Genomic DNA, 18180 nt, shown 5'->3' on the forward strand with positions numbered 1-18180 from the left:
GGGGTTAGCTCATCTCAATCAGCCAGCCGCATGGGACGACGCCATGCGCAAGAACCCGAAGGCGCGGACCGTGGCTGGGCCGATATTAGGAGTTCCAGTCGTCCGTGCCGCTAACGCCATCGGGCGTATGCGTCCACTCCACCTTCTTGTAAACGAAGGACCAGTCTTCCAGGTGGCTGATGCCATCGTTTTCCGTGCGCAGCGCCATCGGGAAATGCGCCTTGCCATCCACCAGCACGCACTCGCTCCACTTCATGATATAGTAAAGCTCAGCGCGACCGGATGGGTTAGTGCGGCGGAAGTACAGCTCGATGGTCAACTGCTCGCCGTTGCAGATCGCCCACCACAGTAGGGGCGAGGACCTATCCATGTATTTGGTGAAGACTACTGGCTTATGCTGGCGTACGCCGGCGGCCTGCCCAGTCTGCACATTGGTGCCGACATTCACATGGGTGGTGAGCTGCTGGACGATGATCTCGTCTTCATGGCTCTTCTGCGACAACGCGCCGATCGAAGTAGTCGAGGACGCACCGGCAGAGATATCGCCCTGTTTGGCACCGGTGATTTTCATGTAAGCGGGAGTTGGCATGACGGGCTCCAAGGTTCAGCGTGGCGATTTGCTCACGCTTGCACACGAAGTGTCCTGCTACTGGGGGAAATGGCAAATTAGGTTTTGTCGCTTTGCGATGATGCAATGGGAACTTGATAGAAACGGGCGGTGTTGCTACAGCCCGCTCGCCAATTCACTGATAAACCGCGAAACAGGATGTTCGGGGTTGGCCGCGACCAGCACCGTCTCGCTGCCATTGCGCAGCAAATCCTCCGACAGTGGCAGCACGGCAGGCCGAGGCCCTACCCCGGGGGGGGCAAATGTCTGGCGGCCTAGGGGCGCAAACCGGCAGGGGAGCCGAAGCGATTCGCTAACACAGAAAAAAGCCCGAGACGGCTTGGCTTCGTCGCTTCCGGCGGGGGGGGTGGGCTTCGGTCTGGCTGTCATCAGTCATGGTTTATGTGCACTACCTTTCCACCTTAGCTCCACCTCTTACAGTATAACCCCCTGCGACCGTCTCAAGGTCATCCTCGGAAAGCTCATCGCTGGCTTTGGCGGTGCTGGTAGCCTCGGCCTTGGTGTCGCTGGTCTGGGCCACATCCTGCTGGGCTTCATCGCTTCCGGCGGGGAGGGGGACTTCTTTTGTTTCAGGCATGGTCTGTCTTTCAGGATTTTGGGGACAAAGGCTGCGTTTCGATAATTTGAGATTGTCAGGCTTTTGGATGCTTGGGAATCAGAAAGGTGCTGCAAAACCAAGAAACCGATTTTTCATTTCTGCAGGGAAGGAAAGGGCCACGCCCATCGAGTCCCACGGCCCGAGCAATGGCCGGTGTGTCGGTTGTAACACCCAGCTGGACCAGCCCCAGGGAGAGGGCTGCCTGCCGGTATGTGGTGGCATGGTGATGGTTGTGGTTTGCCCTGAGGGCGGCGGTGATGGTGGTGACGGCAGGTGGTGGATAAGAATATGCATCGCGAACCGCGATGAGCGCCTTTTGCGATAATGCCAGCAGGCTTCGGGCATGCCCAAGGCGAAACTGCTCCACCAGGGGCTTTGAGGGGCTGGTCCCTAGCTTCCCACCTATCAACGGCAACGCCGCTGGTGGCCTCCCTCCCACCTGGGTGGGGGCATTCTCCATAAGCACCTTGCTGCCCTCATAGGGATGAACCCGCTTGGGCAAAGATAGCGGTTGTATGCGCTCGGCTTTTCGCCACCAAAATTTTCGGAAAGGGCAACAGCCCAGCCAGAACTCCAGCGAAAACCGCAGCCCTACCTCTGCTCAGCAGGTCCGCTACAGGTCCGCAAAATCTAGGTCCGCAAAATAACTTACGACGAAAAGACCACAACCTATTGAAAAGGTTGGTGGGCGCTCACGGGCTCGAACCGTGGACCCGATGATTAAGAGTCATCTGCTCTACCAACTGAGCTAAGCGCCCGCCGACGCCTGGGTTCTACAGGCTAAGACCGGTTTGTCCAGCCCCCGTCCCCATATCGCCTTTGCACAGGGCGCATGGCAGCCAAGAGATGCAGGGTTCGGCCCAGGCTCTACTCCGTCGCCCAGCGCCGGCGCATCACGCCGCCTTCGTCAAAAGCCTCGAAGACCGGCGCAGCCAGCGTGGCCTGCACATGCAGCACAGCCTCACCGATATTGATGAAGCCATGGCGCAGCCCCGCAGGGATCACCGCCGACTGGCCCGCTTTCAGCGGGTGGCGCCCCTCCCCCAGCGTGATCTCCGCACTGCCCTGCAGCACCGTCAGCACCTCCTCCACCGTGTGGATATGGATGGGCGCGCCGCAGCCTGGGTCACAGAATTGCTCGAAGATGCAAAGCTCGGCAGCACCGGTGACGGCAGAGACCAGCATGCGGGTCGGTACCCCCTCCCGCCACTGCTCGGTAGGCAGGCCTGCATGGTCGAGCAGGCGGCCCGTCATTCTCGCGCCGCGCCGAATTCGGCATCACGATGGACATAGGCCGAGATCAATATGCCAAAACCTATCATGGTGGTGAGCATGGCCGAGCCGCCATGGCTGATCAATGGCAGGGGCACACCGCCCACCGGGATAGAGCCCGTCACCATCGCCACATTGACGAAGATATAGAGAAAGTAGTTGGTCCCCAGGCCAATCCCCAGAAGGCGGCCGAATTGGTGCTTGGCACGCAGCCCAACCAGGAAGCAGAACGCCACCACCAGCATGAGCAGCCCCAAGGTGGTGACGGCCCCGACCAGGCCGAATTCCTCGGCGATCATGGTGAAGATGAAATCGGTCTGCTTCTCGGGCAGGAAGTTCAGGTGTCCCTGGGTGCCCTGCAAAAAACCCTTGCCCCAGAAGCCGCCCGAACCCAGCGCAATCTTGGATTGGATGATGTTATAGCCCGTGCCCAGAGGGTCGCTCTCGGGGTCGAGGAAGGTGTGGATGCGGGCGCGCTGATACTCGCGCAGATTGTCATAGACTATGGGCGCGGCCACAGCCGCAGCGCCACCGGCCAGGGCGAAGTTCCACCACCGCATGCCAGCCGCCCAGAACATCGCCCCCCCCAGCGCCGCAGTGATCATCGAAGTGCCCAAATTGGGCTGTTTGAAAATCAGCGCCACCGGCACCAGCACCGCCACAATGGGCGGGATCAGGAAGATGGGATTGCCCATCCTCTCCCACGAGGCGCGAGAGAACCAGGCTGCCAGCGCCGCCACCAGCATGATCTTCATCAATTCAGAGGGTTGCAGCTGCAGCGGGCCGAGGTCGATCCAGCGCTGCGCACCTTTTCCCACCTCGCCATGCAATGCCACCAGCAGCAGCAGCAGCAGCGCCCCGGCATAGCCCAGCCAGGCCAGCTTCGCGATGAGGCGGATATCCACAAGGCCGATGCACAGCATCATCACCAGGCAAAAACCAAAGCGCAGCGCATGCTTGGTGGCATAAAGATCAGGGTTGCCCGACCCTGCCGAATACAGCGCCACATAGCCAATCGCCCCAATGGCGCAGAGCAGCAGGACGAAACTGTAAGGTATCCGCCACAGCTTCTGGAACACCCCAGCACCACGGTCACCCGTCAGCAGCCGCTTTTCGAAGACCTGCGACATCACCCGCCTCTCCCCTCGGCCATGCGCGGCCCGCTCGGCGCCACGCGAAAGCGGTTGAAGGTATCCACCATGATATCCTTGGCCAGCGGTGCCGCCGCGCCGGAGCCCGACATGCCGTGCTCCACCACCACCGAGACGGCGTATTGCGGATTGTCATAGGGGGCATAGGCCACGAAGAGCGCATGCGGGCGCCACTCCCGCGGCACAGCATTGACATTGTAGCCACGCTCGCGCTGTTCGCGGGAGACGCGGCGGACCTGGGTGGTGCCGGTCTTGCCGGCAATCTGGCCATAGCCCGCCGGCAAGCGGGCGCTGGCCGCGGTGCCACCGGCCTCATTCACCACCGCCCACATGGATTCGCGGATCAGCCGCAGATCACGGTCAGGAATGCCAAGCATGGGCCAATCCTCCGCCCGGCCACCGCGCACCGCCCGGCCGCCAATGCTGCGGGTGAGATGCGGCTGCAACGCCCGCCCAGTCGCCAGACGCGCCGTCATGGTGGCGAGCGAGAGGGGGGTGAGCTGGTAAAATCCCTGGCCGATGCCATGGACGATGGTATCGCCAATATTCCATGGCCGGCCCTGGGCCTCGCGCCATTCGCGCGTTGGCATCAGGCCACGGCGGGTGCCGGGCAATTCCACATCCAGATCCACGCCCATGCCAAAACGCCGGCCCATCGCCGCAATGCGGTTGATGCCCACCCGCCGCGCCATTTCGTAGAAATACACGTCGCAGCTGAGCTTGATGGCGGTACGCATATCCTGCCCGCCATGGCCCGAGCGGTTCCAGCAATGGAAGCGGGTATCGCCGAAATCCAGATGCCCAGGGCAGGAGATGCGCTCGCCTGGGGTCGTCACCCGCGCCTCCAGCGCCGCCAGCGCCACCACCATCTTGAAGGTGGAGCCAGGCGCATAGAGGCCGTTGGTGGCCTTATTAATCAGCGGCGTTGCGCGATTGGCCGTCCATTGCCGCCACTGCGCGCCGGAGACGCCCGAATTGAAGATATTGGGGTCAAAGCTCGGTTGACTGGCCATGGCCAGGACCTCGCCATTACGGGCATCGAGCACCACGACAGAGGTGCCCTCCTCAATCTTGCCGCGCAGCGTCTTCTGCAATTCGGCGTCGATGCTGATCTCGATATCCTGGCCGGCCACACCCTCGCGCCGGTCAAGCTCGCGAATCACCCGGCCAACGGCATTGACCTCGAGTTGCACCGCCCCGGCGCGGCCACGCAATGCCAGGTCATGATACTGCTCGATGCCGGAGCGCCCGACGCGCACGCCGGGCAATTGCAGCAGCGGGTCGCCATCCATGTCGCGCTCGGCCGGCGGCGCCACATAGCCCACCATATGGGCCAGGTGCTCCCCCTCGGGGTAGAGGCGCGTGGTGCCGACATCAATCAGGATGCCGGGCAGGTCGGGCGAATTGACCTCGATGCGGGCCATCTCCTCCCAGGTGAGGAATTCGCGCACAATGGTGGGAACGAAGCGGCGGCGGCGGCGGAGTTCGCGCTCAACCCGCGCCCTCTCATTCTCGGTCAGCGGCACGATCCGCGAAAACGTCTCCAGCGAGGCGGCAATATCCTGGGTCTGCTCAGCCACCAGCAGGACCCGCCAGTTCAGCCGGTTGCCGGCCACCACCTGGCCATTGCGGTCCAGGATGCGCCCGCGCGGCGGGCTCAGCAGGCGGGCAGACAGCCGGTTTTCTTCCGCCAGCGTGGCAAAGCGCGCCCCCTCCTCCACCTGCAGCTTGTGCAGACGGTAGCCCAGAAAGCCAAAGGCGCCGAGTTGAATGCCGCCCAGCACCAGCGCGCGGCGGGTGAAGACGCTGCGCCGCTGCTCCTCCTCGCGCTTCACACCGCGCATCGAGAAGCCACCAATGCCGCGTTCGGATTTTTTCCAGGGCAGCCTCATGCCTCGGCGTTCTGCATCGCGCGGTGGGCCCGGCTCAGCACCCAGGCCAGCATGGGGTAGAGACCCATCGAGATGCCAAGTTGGTGCATGGCCGGGGTTGATGGCGGCAATTGCCAATTCAGCAGCCCGGTCAGCGCCCAGGCCAGGGCTGCGCCTGCCACCGCCACAGCGGCATAGACCAGCCAGACCAGCCAAAAGCTCTGCCGCACCAGCAGGCTGCGAAACCGCATAATGACGCCATGCACCAGCAGCAGCACCAGCACGCCAGAACCCAGTGGCGCCAGCGTCAGCAAATCCTGCGCCAGGCCGATAGCGAATATCGCAGGCGGGGGCATCGCGCTGGGCCGAAAGATCGTCCAGAAAAACACCGAAGGCAGGCATACCGCCATCACCAGCCCCGGCGCCCCCACCGGCACCGCCGCGAGCACGATCAAGCCCAGCGTGACAAGGGAGGGGAATGCGCCACGCAATATGGCGTCAATGCGCCGCAGCAGCCCGGCCGGCGGCTCGGTCCTGCCGCGGATCGGGGGTTTCATCGCCGGCCGCGCGGCTCGGGGCGGGCGACGGATTCGGGAGGCAGAATCCCGGTGAGACCAAAATCGAACAGGCGGACAACATCCAGCCGGTCAAGCCGGGCAAAGAGTTCCACCTCCGGCGCGCCACTATCGGACCAGCGGACAACGCCCACCGGCAAACCGGAGGGGAATGCGCCGGCCTCGGCGCTGGTCACCACCCGGTCACCCTCGCGCGGGGCCTGGCCTTCCGGCCAATGCTGCAGCCGGGGGCGGGCGGCATTATTGCCCACCATGATGGCACGCGCCCGGCTATTCTCCAGCGTGATGGGAATGCGGGAATTGATGTCAGTGGCCAGCAGCACACGGGCGGAGCGGCTGCCCACCTCGGTCACCCGGCCGACGAAGCCGCGCTCGTCCAGCGCCACCTGGCCTTTTCTGGCGGGCATCGCGACTGCGGTGGCCAGCAGCACGGCACGGGCATAGGTGCCACCGCCATCCGCCACCACGCGGGCGGTGAAGAAATTCGGCGCCGGGTCCGGCACCCAGGCCAATTGCCGCCGCAGCAGGGCGTTTTCAGATTCCAGCGCCAGGGCGGTGGCCTGCCAGCGATGCAGCCGGTCATTCTCCTCCCGCAGGCGGGCATTCTCGGCGCGTATATTCCACAGCGCCTCTGCCTCGCGCACGGCATTATTCACCGCCCCCACCGGCTCCTGCACCACGGACCAAACCGGCATCAGCGCATCGGCCAGCACCATGCGGGCCCGCTCGACCAGCAGGGTATCCGCCTTGCCCAGCAGCATCACGCCGAACGCCGCGGCGATCAGCATCGGCAGGGACAGCCGCGCCAGGGCCTGGCGCAAAGGGATGCTGAGTCGGAGCATAGGCCTACCCGCTCTGAGAGTTCATGAACCTCAATACATGCTCGTCAGCACTTGGCGAAGCCGCTTGATCTCCTCCAGCGCCCGCCCCGTGCCCAGGGCCACACAATTCAGCGGCTCCTCTGCCACAACAACGGGCAGCCCTGTCGCATCACGCAGCACCTCATCGAGGCGATAGAGCAGCGCGCCACCGCCGGTGAGCACGATGCCCTTATCGACGATATCGGCCGCGAGTTCAGGCGGGGTGTTCTCAAGCGCGACCTTGACCGCTTCGACGATATTGGTCACCGGCTCGCTCAGGGCGAAGGCAATCTCGCGCTGGCTGACAACCACCTCACGCGGGACGCCATTCATTAGGTCGCGGCCCTTAACCTCGGTCATCCTGCCCTCGCCCTCATCATCGGGGGCGGTGGCGGCGCCGATCTCCATCTTGATCCGCTCGGCCGAGCTTTCACCGATCAACAGGTTATGCGTCCGACGAATATAGCTGATGACGGCCTCGTCCATCTTGTCGCCACCCACGCGCACCGAGCGGGCATAGACGATGCCGCCGAGCGAGATGACGGCCACTTCCGTGGTGCCGCCGCCGATATCGACGACCATGGAGCCCGAAGGCTCGGTCACCGGCAGGCCAGCGCCTATCGCCGCCGCCATCGGCTCCTCGATCAGCAGCACTTTCCGCGCCCCGGCCGATTCAGCCGATTCCTGGATGGCACGCCGCTCCACCGCCGTGCTGCCAGAGGGCACGCAGACAATGATGAGCGGTGAGGCAAAGGAGCGGCGATTATGCACTTTGCGGATGAAATGCTTGATCATTTCCTCCGCCACCTCGAAATCGGCGATCACGCCATCGCGCAGCGGGCGAATGGCGGCGATATTTCCCGGCGTGCGGCCGAGCATCAGCTTGGCCTCATCACCCACCGCAAGCACCTGCTTGCGGCCGCGGATATCGGCGATGGCCACCACAGAGGGCTCGTTCAACACGATGCCGCGACCTTTGACGTAGACGAGAGTATTCGCCGTTCCGAGGTCGATGGCCATGTCGGCGGAGAGAAAGCCGAACAGGCGAGAAAACATGAAGGCAACCTTCCAGCCAAAGGGATCGATCAAGCGATCGACCAGGGGGTCGTCGGGAACTTCGGATCTGGGATGGGTTAGACCGATGCTGGCCCACACTCAAGGCCTGGGGGCGCGGGAGGGGGAAAATGCCCCCAGCCCGCCGGCGCCGCCGCCGCCCTCAATGGGTGGCGAGGGCGGTGGTGAACCATGGGCAATCGGCCACATAGACCGGCGCGCGCAGGCCCTTCGCCGCGGCATCCAGGCGCAACTGCCGCATCGCCTGGCGCGGGCCATCCGGCAGGCTCAGCCTTTCATGGCCCCAAAGGCTTGGCCCATCATGGAATTCGCTGGCCTGCCAGTTCGGCGGGTCGATCACCCGCCCGCCCCAACCATACTCGACGAAAAAGCCCGAGGGGGTGTTCACGTAGAAGCTGGTCATATGGTCATTGGTGTGGCGGCCGAGGGTATAGGCGATGCGCCCGGGCTGCAGCTGCGCCAGATCATAGCCCTGGCCCACATCATCGAGGCAGCCGAGTTCAACCATGAAATGATGCAGCCCGGCCTGGCCGGAGCCCACCATGGCAAAGGAATGGTGCCGGCCATTCACATGGAAGAAATACAGCGGATAGGGCGTGAGCCCATAATCGCTCACCGCGAAGCCCAGCACATCGCGGTAAAAGTGCAGCAGCATATTGGCATCCGCCACATGCAGCACGGCATGGCCCATGCCCAAAGGTCCGGTATTGAAGCCCGAGATCGGCCGGCCCGGGGTGAAGGGCGTCTGGGCCAGATGCGCCCCGGTGAAGATTTCCAGCCGATTGCCGGCGGGGTCATGGAAATAAGCCATTTCGATGACATGCCGCTCGGCGGCGTGGCCGCGCTGGACCCGCACCCCCTTGGCTTCGAGATCGGCGATGGTGGCGGCGAAATCATCCACCTCCCAGCCCATGAAATGCAGACCATCGCTGGCTTCGGGCGTGACGATCAGGCGCTGGGCACGGTCATCCATGCGAAAGAGGCTGGTGCCGCCGCCGCTATCAACCTGCTGCATTCCCAGAAATTTGCCGGCAAAATCCGGCCATTCCTCCGGCTTGGTGGCCCGGATGCCGATATAGCCCAATGCGGTGATCATGCTGCCTGCTCCAGCCTGTTGCGAGGAATATCATGGCCCAAGATTGCCGGCAGCGTGCCATCGGGGCCGAGACGGGTGAGAAGCGACATAGGGTTTCCGTTTCAGAGCAGCGTTGCGAGTTCGGCAGGCGTTCGGGCAAAGGCCACGACCTGGCGGTCAGGCCGCATCAGCGCCGCTAGAGCCTGATGCGTGGCGAGAAAAGCTTCAAGAGCAGGGTCAGAGACCAGCACGGCGCCGCGACCATCCAGCGCGGTGGTATCCGCCATGTCGCCGCGCAGCAGCACGGCGTGGCGGGGGCCAATCCGCTCATCCAGCAAGCTGCCGTCAGACAGGCGCGGCTGTGGGGCCGGCCGACCCAATGGCGCGGTAAAGCCGCCCAGGGCGGGGGCGATGCTCGCCATCTTCACCGGCCCCGCAGGCGCCTCGCCCAGCGCCGGCGCCATGGCGCGGGTATTGATCAGCCCGCCCAGCCGCATCGCGGCCTCGATATAGGCGCGCGCATGCGGGGCGCGTTCCGCCTGATAGGTATCGAGCAGCGCCGCATTAGCGCCGCGCAGCACCGCCACCAGCTTCCAGCCCAGATTGGCCACATCGCGAATCCCCGCGCACATGCCCTGGCCCATGAAGGGCGGCGTGAGATGGGCGGCGTCGCCGGCAATCAGCAGCCGCCCCTCCCGCCATTTGCGGGCCACCGCCGAGCGGAAGGTGTAGATGGCGGCACGCTCCAAAATGGCATCCTCGGGGGTGATCCAGCGCGCCAGCAAGGGCCATGGGTCGCTCGGCGCCTCGCCCGGATGCAGGGCAATCTCCCAGCGGCGGCGTTCGCCCACGCCGCGCACATAGGTTGCCGGCCTCGCCGGGTCGCAATGCTGGATGGAATGGTCACCCAAATCAGGGCGCGGGCGCTTGAGGATGAGGTCAGTCACCAGCCAAGGCTCCGCAAAGCCCAGATCCTCGAAACCCTCGCCAATCGAGGCCCGGGTGAGAGAATGGGCGCCATCGCAGCCCACCACCCATCTGGCCTGCAAGGGCCCGGCCGAGGTTTCCAGCGCGCCCTCAGCATTCATCGCCCTCACCTGGGTGCGGGCGCGGAGCTGCACATTGCCAAACCGCGCCACACCCGCCCGCAGCGCATCCTCCAGCGCCGGCTGATGAAAACGATAGGAGGCCTGCCAGCCCTGCGGCCCAATGCCAACGGGGCGCGACCAATCCAGCAGCAGCCGGCCCTCAGCATCGACAAATTTCATCCCCGGCGAGGTGATGGTGAGCGGCAGGATGGCCTCGGCCAGGCCCAGCCCCTGGAAGACGCGCATCACCTCATCATCGAAATGCACCGCGCGCGGCAGGTGATAGGCGGCCGCCTCGCGCTCCAGCACCACCACATCGAGCCCCGCCTGGCCCAGAATATTGGCCAAGGTGGCACCCACCGGGCCATAGCCGATGATAGCGACGTCGTGCATGTTTCCTCCCCGACGCTGAGCATGCAGCGGCGAGGGCGCGAGCGCAAAGAATTTGGCCAAGATCGCCCCGCCGCGGGCTGTGCCAAAAAAGGGAGAGACGTGATGCTGCGATTGGATGGAAAAGTGGCCTTTGTGTCAGGCGCGGGCTCGGTGGGCCCGGGCTGGGGCAATGGCCGGGCCACAGCGGTGCTGCTGGCACGGCAGGGTGCGAAGCTGTTCTGCACCGATTTCTCCCGCGAGGGGCTGGATGAAACCCAGCGTCTGCTAGCGGCTGAGGGCCTGTCAGCCACCGCCCATATTTGCGACGCCACCGACAGCGCGGCCATGGCCGAGGCGATGGCCGAATGCGCCCGGGTCTTTGGTGGGCTGGACCTTTTGGTGAACAATGTCGGCGGCAGCGCGCCCGGCGGGGCCGAGGATATGGCCGAGGAGATTTTCGACCGGCAATTGCAGCAAAACCTGAAAACCGCCTTCCTGGGCTGCAAGCACGCCATACCCTTGATGCGGGCGCGCGGCGGCGGGGCGATTGTGAACCTCGCCTCCATCGCCGCGCTGCGGGTTTCAGCAACGCGCCCGCATGTTGGCTATACCGCCTCGAAAATGGCGGTGATCGGGCTCTCCCGCTCGGTGGCTATCCGCCACGCCAAGGAAAAAATCCGCTGCAACACGGTCATCCCCGGCCTGATGCACACACCGCTGGTGGAACACCGCCTGGTGCCGCAACTCGGCGCCAATGACGCGGCGGAGTTGATCGCCAAGCGTCACGCCATGGTGCCGATGGGCCATATGGGTGATGGCTGGGATGTGGCGCATGCCGCGCTGTTTCTGCTGAGCGATGAAGCGCGGTTTATTACGGCGACGGAGATTTTGGTGGATGGCGGCGCCGCGGCCGCCGGCGGCACATGAAAAAGCCGGCGGGGTCTCCCCCGCCGGCCGTTAGGCGCTTCAATGCGCCAGCATCGCCAACAGCAACAGTGCCACGATGTTGGTGATCTTGATCATCGGGTTCACCGCCGGGCCCGAGGTGTCCTTATAAGGGTCACCCACCGTGTCACCCGTCACGGCGGCTTTATGGGCATCGCTGCCTTTGCCGCCGTAATGGCCTTCCTCGATGTATTTCTTCGCATTATCCCAGGCGCCGCCGCCCGTGGTCATGGAGACGGCGACGAAGAAGCCGGTCACGATCACGCCCAGCAGCATGGCCCCCAGCGCCGAGAAGGCAGCACCCTTGCCGGCAATGGCATAGACCACGAAGTAGCAGACAATGGGCGAGAGAACCGGCAGCAGTGAGGGGATGATCATCTCCTTGATGGCCGATTTGGTCAGCATATCCACCGCGCGGCCGTAATCCGGCTTCTCGGTGCCCAACATGATGCCGGGCTTTTCCTTGAATTGCCGGCGCACTTCCTCAACCACGCTCTGCGCCGCGCGGCCCACCGCCGTCATGGCCATGCCACCGAAGAGATAAGGCAGCATGCCACCAAATAGCAGGCCGACCACGACATAGGGGTTGGCCAGGCTAAAATCGATCGCCGTCATCCCGGCAAAATACGGGAACTGCGCCGAATTGGTGATGAAGTAGTTGAGGTCCTGCGTGTATGCCGCGAATAGCACCACCGCACCCAGCGCAGCCGAGCCAATGGCATAGCCCTTAGTCACTGCCTTGGTGGTATTGCCCACCGCGTCCAGCGCATCGGTTGTCACCCGGGTTTCGGGCGGCAGCCCCGCCATCTCGGCGATGCCGCCGGCATTATCCGTCACCGGGCCGAAAGCATCCAAGGCCACGATCATGCCGGCCAGCGCCAGCATCGTGGTTGTGGCAATGGCCACGCCGTACAGCCCCGCCAGCGAATAGGTGCTGATGATGCCGAAGATGATGATCAGCGCGGGTATCGCCGTGCTCTCCATCGAGACGGCAAGGCCGCGGATCACATTGGTGCCGTGGCCGGTCTGCGAGGCCTCGGCAATGCTCTTCACCGGGCGGAACTGGGTGCCGGTATAGTATTCGGTGATCATGACGATCATCGCGGTAACCGCGAGGCCCACGGCGCCGCAGAGGAACATGCTAAAGGCCCCAAACGTGGAGCCCCCCACCGTCACCGAGCCAAAGCCGAAGACGATGAAGCTGAGCGGCAGCAGCGCCGCCAGCGAGAGCCCGCCGGTCACGATCAGGCCGCGATACATCGCACCCATGATCGAGTTATTCGCCGGCAGCTTCACAAAATAGGTGCCGACGATCGAGGTGATGACGCAGACCGCACCGATCAGCAGTGGGAAGAGCATCGCCCCCGCCCGGCCAGCATCGGGGAATGTGATGGCGGCCAGCACCATCGTCGCCACCATGGTCACTGCATAGGTCTCGAACAGATCGGCCGCCATGCCGGCGCAATCACCAACATTATCGCCCACATTATCGGCAATGGTGGCGGGGTTGCGGGGGTCATCCTCGGGGATGCCAGCTTCGACCTTGCCCACCATATCGCCGCCGACATCCGCACCCTTGGTGAAAATGCCGCCGCCCAGCCGGGCAAAAATCGAAATCAGCGAGGCACCGAAGCCTAGCGCCACCAGGCTGTCGATCACGGTACGGGAATTGATCTCATGCCCGCCCACGCAGACGAGAGCAAAGAAATACACCGCCACCCCAAGAAGCGCGAGGCCAGCCACCAGCATGCCGGTGATGGCGCCCGACTTGAAGGCAAGGTCCAGCCCCGCGGCCAGGCCATGGGTAGAGGCCTCGGCCGTGCGCACATTGGCCCGGACCGAGACGTTCATCCCGATAAAGCCCGCCAGGCCCGACAGCACGGCCCCGATGAGGAAGCCCACCGCCACGGCGGCGCCCAGCACCAGGAAAATGCCGATGAACAGCACCATCCCCACGGCCGCGATGGTGATATATTGCCGCTTCAAATAGGCCGAGGCGCCTTCCTGGATCGCCTGGGCGATCTCCTGCATGCGGGCATTGCCCGCCGGCCTTGCCATGATGTCCTTCGTGGTGATCCAGCCATAGGCGAGCGAAGTTGCCCCCAGCAGGATGACCAGCAACAAAGTCACTGCGATCACTTAATGCTCTCCCTTCCGTTTTTTGTTCCGGCCCGGTCTTAGTCCGCGCCGCTCGGATGATCGAAGTAAGGCAGAGCTTTACCGCCACTGCAACCAATACAATGGCTGGACGCCGCAGCGCCCGCGTGCCACGCCGTTGGCTGTGAGACGTTTTCGTGATCCCGCCCTGGCCCTTGGCCTCTTCCTGGCCGTGGCGCCGATAGCCGCCGTGCTGCAATACCGCGCCCTGGCGCCGCTGGCGCTGGCCGCTTTGGCAGGGGCCGCGCTTGCCAGCACCCGGCCCCGGCAGCCTGGATTGGTCATATCGCTCGCGCTCGCCTTAATGGCCTGGGGCATGGTCTCGGCGCTTTGGGCGGTGGAGCCGGGGCGCAGCCTTTTTGAGGGTGCGCGCATGGCAGCTTTGGTGTTGCTGGCCGCCGCCGCCGGCCAGGCCCTGGAATCGGGCCCGCCACGGCGCCTTTCGCCCTGGCTGCTGGGCGGGCTGCTGCTCGGCGCCATCCTCGCCATTGCCGACCAGCAAAGCGGCCATTGGCTGCGCGCCATGGTGCGGGGCCGGCGCGAATGGGATGTGGTGATGGGGTTTGGCCTGAAGCCCGCAGCCACCGTGCTGGCGCTGCTGCTGCCGCTGGCCCTGGCACTGCCCATTGGCCGGGCCTGGAAGGCGCTGGCCCTGGTCCTCGCCCTGGCCGGAATTTTCGGCATGCCGGCGCAATCGGCCAAGATCGGCGTGGTGGTGGGGCTGGCAGCTTTTGTGCTGGTATGGCTGGGCGGGCGGCTAGCGGCGCGCGGCATCGCACTCGCCGCAGCTTTGGGCGTGCTGCTCACGCCCCTGCTGCTGGGGGCCATCCTGGCCCGCAACCCCGATGTCTCCGCCATGCAGGGCAGTGCCGCGCATCGGGTCATGATCTGGGATTTCACCCTCGCCCGCATTGCCGAACGGCCAATCCTGGGTTGGGGCATGGAGGCGGCGCGGGCCATCCCCGGCGGCGAGGCGCAAATCGCCGCCGAGGCGCTGCAGCGCTTCGGCCTGGGCAGCCAGCGTGAATGGTTCGAGGCGGTGCGCGCCCAACGCCTGCCTTTGCACACCCATAACGGCGCCTTGCAAATCTGGCTGGAACTCGGCCTGGTGGGTGCGCTGCTGGCCACCGCCGTGGTGCTGGCGCTGGGCTGGCAGGCCACCAGCCCGGGCAGCGCCGGGGCCTTCGCCTGCGCCATCGCCATAGCCTCGCTGAGCTATGGCGTTTGGCAGGGCTGGTGGCTCTGCCTGCTGGCTATGCTGGCGCTGGTGTCACGGCAACTGACGCGGGAACCCCCGCCTCGCTGAGGGCGGCGGCCTGACGCTCGGCCAGCTTCTCTTCCGAGAAGCCATCAATCAGCTCATTGAACATGCGGTGCCAGTTCTGCTCCGCCCGCAGGCGGGAGAAAGCGGAACCCAGGCCAATCGCCGCGCGGTCCATCAGCGGGAATTCCCGCGGAATGCGCACGCTCTTGCCGGTGCGGGCACTCTCTTCCTTCAGGCCCTTATGCACGCTCTCCGCCACCCGGCGGCCCTGTTGCAAATCGTCGAGGTTCTGAATGGGGCGCACCCGATCATCGATCAGCGGCTCATAGAGGAATTCGGCCCAGCGCTTCAGGTGGCCCATCATCTCCTTGGACAGATCGCGGAACCCCCATTCCTCGAAGGCGTGGCGGGCCTTTTCCTCATCATGGTCGCGCACGGCCTCAAACAGACGAATCACCCCGCCAATGAAATGCGGCGCGAAGACGCGGATGGTGCCGAAATCCAGCAGATTGATGCCGCCGGCATCATCGCCCTCAGGCTTGCGGACCAGGTAATTGCCCAGATGCGGGTCACCATGGATGACACCGAAATTATACAAGGGCTGATACCAGGCCCGGAAAAGCCCGGCGGCGTAGATATTGCGCTCCTCCATCGGCGGGTTTTCCTCCAGCCGCTTCATCAAGGCGCGGCCGGGCAGCCAGGTCATGGTCAGAAGGCGGCGGGTGGTCAGTTCCTCGATCGGCCGCGGCACCTGCACCAGGGGGTTGCTGCCCAGCATGATGGCATAGAGGCGCTGCTGTGCGGCCTCACGCGTGTAATCCAGCTCCTCACGCAGGCGGTCGCGCAGCTCTTCATAGACATCGCCATTCTCCAGCGTGCGGTCCATACGCTGATACAGGCTCATGCCGATCTTCAGCTGCTTGAGGTCCGCCTCAACCACGCTGGCCATATCGGGGTATTGCAGCTTGCAGGCGACTTCGCGGCCATCATGCAGCCTCGCGCGGTGCACCTGGCCGAGCGAAGCGGCGGCTGCCGCCTCGGGGGCGAATTCGGCGAAGCGGCTTTGCCATTGCGGCCCGAGTTCCGCGGTCATCCGCCGCTTGACGAAGGCCCAGCCCATCGGCGGGGCGTTGGATTGCAGCGTGGCGAGTTCGGCGGCGTATTCCTCCGGCAGCATATCGGGCACGGTGGAGAGGAACTGCGCCACCTTCATCATCGGCCCCTTCAGCCCGCCCAGAATGGCCTTAAGGTCATTGGCATGGGCCGATTTATCGGTCTTGATGCCCAGATAGCGCTGGCCCGCCACCCGCGCGGCAATGCCGGTGACGGCGCCCGAGGTGCGCGCCATGCGGCGGATTTCGCCAAAGAAAGTATTATCAGCCACCGGCATGTTCCAATTCGTCAATGAAGCCCGCGATCACATCGAGGCCGCGCTGCCAGAATGCCGGGTCGGAGGCATCGAGACCGAAGGGGGCCAGAAGCTCCTTGTGGCGCAGCGTGCCGCCAGCGCGCAGCAATTGGAGGTATTTTTCCTCAAAACCCGCCACCTTGCCGTCCTGGAACACGCCATAAAGCGCATTCACCAGGCAATCGCCAAAGGCATAGGCATAGACATAGAAGGGTGAGTGGACGAAATGCGGGATATAGGCCCAGTAGCAGGCATAATCCGGCGTGAACTCAAAGGCCGGGCCCAGGCTCTCAGTCTGCACCTGCATCCATAATTCGCCAATCGCCTCGGCCGAGAGTTCGCCCTGGCGGCGGGCATCATGCAGCAATGTCTCGAAACGGTAGAAGGCGATCTGACGGACCACCGTGTTCAGCATATCCTCCACCTTGCCAGCCAATAGCAGCCGGCGGCGTGCCGGATCCTTTTCGGCATCTAGCATCGCCCGAAAGGTCAGCATCTCGCCAAACACGCTGGCGGTCTCAGCCAGGGTGAGCGGCGTGGAGGACATCAGATAGCCCTGCTCCGCCGCCAGGCGCTGATGCACGCCATGGCCCAGCTCATGCGCCAGCGTCATCACATCGCGCGCCTTGCCATGATAATTCAGCAGCAGATAAGGGTGGGCGGCAGGCACGGTGGGGTGGGCAAAGGCGCCCGATGCCTTGCCCGGCCGCAAGGCCGCGTCGATCCAGGGTTTTTCGAAGAAGGGATCGGCCATCTCAGCCAGTTTCGGCGAAAACCCGGCATAAGCGGCGCGCACCTGGGCCACGGCATCGGGCCAGGCGATGGTGCTGTCGGCATCGCTGGGCAGCGGCGCATTGCGGTCCCAATGCTGCAGCTTTTCCAGCCCCAGCCATTTTGCCTTCATGGCGTAGTAGCGGTGCGACAGCTTGGGAAAACTGGCGCGCACCGCCTCCACCAGCGCATCCACCACCTCATCCTCAACCATATTGGAGAGGTTGCGGGCCGAGGCCGGGCGCTTGTAGCGGCGCCAATTGTCCATCACCTCCTTGTCCTTGGCCAAGGTGTTGGTGATGAGACCAAAAAGCCGGATGCGGGACTGGAAGGCGTCAGACACACCCTGCGCCGCCGCCTGGCGCTTCGCCCGATCCCGGTCAGAAAGCTGGTTGAGCGCAGCGCTGACGGACACCTCCTGGCCCGCCACCGGCACGGTCATATTGGCCATGGTCTCGTCGAAAAGGCGGTTCCAGGCGGCGCGGCCAGTCACTTCCTTTTCATGCAGCAGGCGTTCCATCTCGTCGGAGAGTTGATGCTCGCGCCAGACCCGCAGGTCACGCAGCCAGGGCCGGTAGCGGGCGAGTGCTGTCGAAGCCGCCATTTTCGCCTCCAGCGCCGCCTGCTCCAGCCGGTTCAATTCCAGCGTAAAGAAGACGAGGTGGCTGCTGATCGCCGTCACCCGCTCCTGCATGGTCTGATAGAAGCGGCCATTGGCGCTGTCCTGCGCATTGCCGGCGAAGATCAGGCTGGCAAAGCTCATGGCCCGGCCGAGGATTTCCTCGATCCGCTCATATTCGGCGATGGCAGCCGCCAGACCATCGCCCGAAAGCGTCTCCAGCCGGCCATTATGCTTGATATTGAATGCACTGGCGGCACTCTCCGCACCAGTGAGATCGGCCTCAAGCCCAGGGTCATCCTGGCCCTTATAGAGGTCGGCCAGGTCCCAACTGGGCAGTTCTGGCGCGGCCTCCGCGGCGTCCAGCGGCGAGCGGAGGATGGATGGGGGGCCTGGGCGGTGATGCATTGCTCTCATATATGGGGAAAAATGCCCTGGCCAAGCCGCTAGCG

16 protein-coding genes and 1 tRNA gene are annotated in these 18180 nt (G+C 64.4%); 2 read left to right on the forward strand and 15 right to left on the reverse strand.

Annotated elements, in window-relative coordinates; genetic code table 11:
- Positions 1-85: 85 nt before the first annotated feature.
- From ABWP84_RS03750 to ABWP84_RS03805, 12 genes are all read right to left on the reverse strand, one after another.
- On the reverse strand, positions 86-589 hold the full coding sequence (locus tag ABWP84_RS03750; protein ID WP_353210657.1) for an Hcp family type VI secretion system effector: 504 nt from the start codon (positions 587-589) through the stop codon (positions 86-88).
- A gap of 427 nt (positions 590-1016) precedes the next feature.
- Positions 1017-1205 carry a hypothetical protein gene (locus ABWP84_RS03755; RefSeq protein WP_353210658.1) on the reverse strand — a complete coding sequence of 63 codons (189 nt, stop codon included), beginning with the start codon at positions 1203-1205 and terminating at the stop codon, positions 1017-1019.
- Positions 1206-1260: 55 nt separating this feature from the next.
- On the reverse strand, positions 1261-1593 hold the full coding sequence (locus tag ABWP84_RS03760; protein WP_353210659.1) for a hypothetical protein: 333 nt from the start codon (positions 1591-1593) through the stop codon (positions 1261-1263).
- Between the two features lie 315 nt (positions 1594-1908).
- Positions 1909-1984, reverse strand: a tRNA-Lys gene (locus ABWP84_RS03765).
- 109 nt (positions 1985-2093) lie between these two features.
- Positions 2094-2480 carry a cupin domain-containing protein gene (locus tag ABWP84_RS03770; protein ID WP_353210660.1) on the reverse strand — a complete coding sequence of 129 codons (387 nt, stop codon included), beginning with the start codon at positions 2478-2480 and terminating at the stop codon, positions 2094-2096.
- On the reverse strand, positions 2477-3628 hold the full coding sequence (gene rodA, locus ABWP84_RS03775; RefSeq protein ID WP_353210661.1) for a rod shape-determining protein RodA: 1152 nt from the start codon (positions 3626-3628) through the stop codon (positions 2477-2479). Before rodA ends, ABWP84_RS03770 begins: the two co-directional genes overlap by 4 nt.
- Positions 3628-5541 carry a penicillin-binding protein 2 gene (gene mrdA, locus ABWP84_RS03780; protein ID WP_353210662.1) on the reverse strand — a complete coding sequence of 638 codons (1914 nt, stop codon included), beginning with the start codon at positions 5539-5541 and terminating at the stop codon, positions 3628-3630. Before mrdA ends, rodA begins: the two co-directional genes overlap by 1 nt.
- A complete protein-coding gene (locus ABWP84_RS03785; protein ID WP_353210663.1) occupies positions 5538-6077 on the reverse strand; it encodes a rod shape-determining protein MreD in 540 nt (179 codons plus the stop codon). The genes mrdA and ABWP84_RS03785 overlap by 4 nt, the downstream gene beginning before the upstream one ends.
- Entirely contained in the window at positions 6074-6937 is an 864-nt protein-coding gene (mreC, locus tag ABWP84_RS03790; RefSeq protein WP_353210664.1) for a rod shape-determining protein MreC, read from the reverse strand. Before mreC ends, ABWP84_RS03785 begins: the two co-directional genes overlap by 4 nt.
- A gap of 30 nt (positions 6938-6967) precedes the next feature.
- Positions 6968-8011, reverse strand: a complete 1044-nt coding sequence (locus ABWP84_RS03795; protein WP_353210665.1) for a rod shape-determining protein — start codon at positions 8009-8011, stop codon at positions 6968-6970.
- Between the two features lie 160 nt (positions 8012-8171).
- Positions 8172-9125 carry a VOC family protein gene (locus tag ABWP84_RS03800; RefSeq protein ID WP_353210666.1) on the reverse strand — a complete coding sequence of 318 codons (954 nt, stop codon included), beginning with the start codon at positions 9123-9125 and terminating at the stop codon, positions 8172-8174.
- 101 nt (positions 9126-9226) lie between these two features.
- Positions 9227-10585 carry a bifunctional 3-(3-hydroxy-phenyl)propionate/3-hydroxycinnamic acid hydroxylase gene (locus ABWP84_RS03805; RefSeq protein WP_353210667.1) on the reverse strand — a complete coding sequence of 453 codons (1359 nt, stop codon included), beginning with the start codon at positions 10583-10585 and terminating at the stop codon, positions 9227-9229.
- Positions 10586-10687: 102 nt separating this feature from the next.
- Between ABWP84_RS03805 and ABWP84_RS03810 the strand changes: the two genes are divergently transcribed.
- Positions 10688-11491 (forward strand): SDR family NAD(P)-dependent oxidoreductase, encoded by an 804-nt coding sequence (locus tag ABWP84_RS03810; protein WP_353210668.1) that lies wholly within the window; start codon positions 10688-10690, stop codon positions 11489-11491.
- A 39-nt stretch (positions 11492-11530) separates the two neighbouring features.
- Here the strand turns inward: ABWP84_RS03810 and ABWP84_RS03815 are convergent, their stop codons facing one another.
- Positions 11531-13645, reverse strand: coding sequence for a sodium-translocating pyrophosphatase (locus ABWP84_RS03815; RefSeq protein WP_353210734.1), 2115 nt, complete (start codon positions 13643-13645; stop codon positions 11531-11533).
- Between the two features lie 145 nt (positions 13646-13790).
- On the opposite strand from ABWP84_RS03815, the gene ABWP84_RS03820 reads away from it, so the two are divergent.
- Positions 13791-14972: an O-antigen ligase family protein gene (locus tag ABWP84_RS03820; protein WP_353210669.1), complete on the forward strand. Its 1182-nt coding sequence runs from the start codon at positions 13791-13793 to the stop codon at positions 14970-14972.
- Here the strand turns inward: ABWP84_RS03820 and ABWP84_RS03825 are convergent.
- Entirely contained in the window at positions 14920-16320 is a 1401-nt protein-coding gene (locus ABWP84_RS03825) for an AarF/ABC1/UbiB kinase family protein (RefSeq protein ID WP_353210670.1), read from the reverse strand. The genes ABWP84_RS03820 and ABWP84_RS03825 overlap by 53 nt on opposite strands.
- Positions 16307-18136: a M3 family oligoendopeptidase gene (locus ABWP84_RS03830; RefSeq protein WP_353210671.1), complete on the reverse strand. Its 1830-nt coding sequence runs from the start codon at positions 18134-18136 to the stop codon at positions 16307-16309. The genes ABWP84_RS03825 and ABWP84_RS03830 overlap by 14 nt, the downstream gene beginning before the upstream one ends.
- Positions 18137-18180 lie beyond the last annotated feature (44 nt).

The sequence above is a fragment of the Rhodovarius sp. genome (assembly GCF_040399605.1).
Classification (GTDB): Bacteria; Pseudomonadota; Alphaproteobacteria; order Acetobacterales; family Acetobacteraceae; genus Rhodovarius; species Rhodovarius crocodyli_A.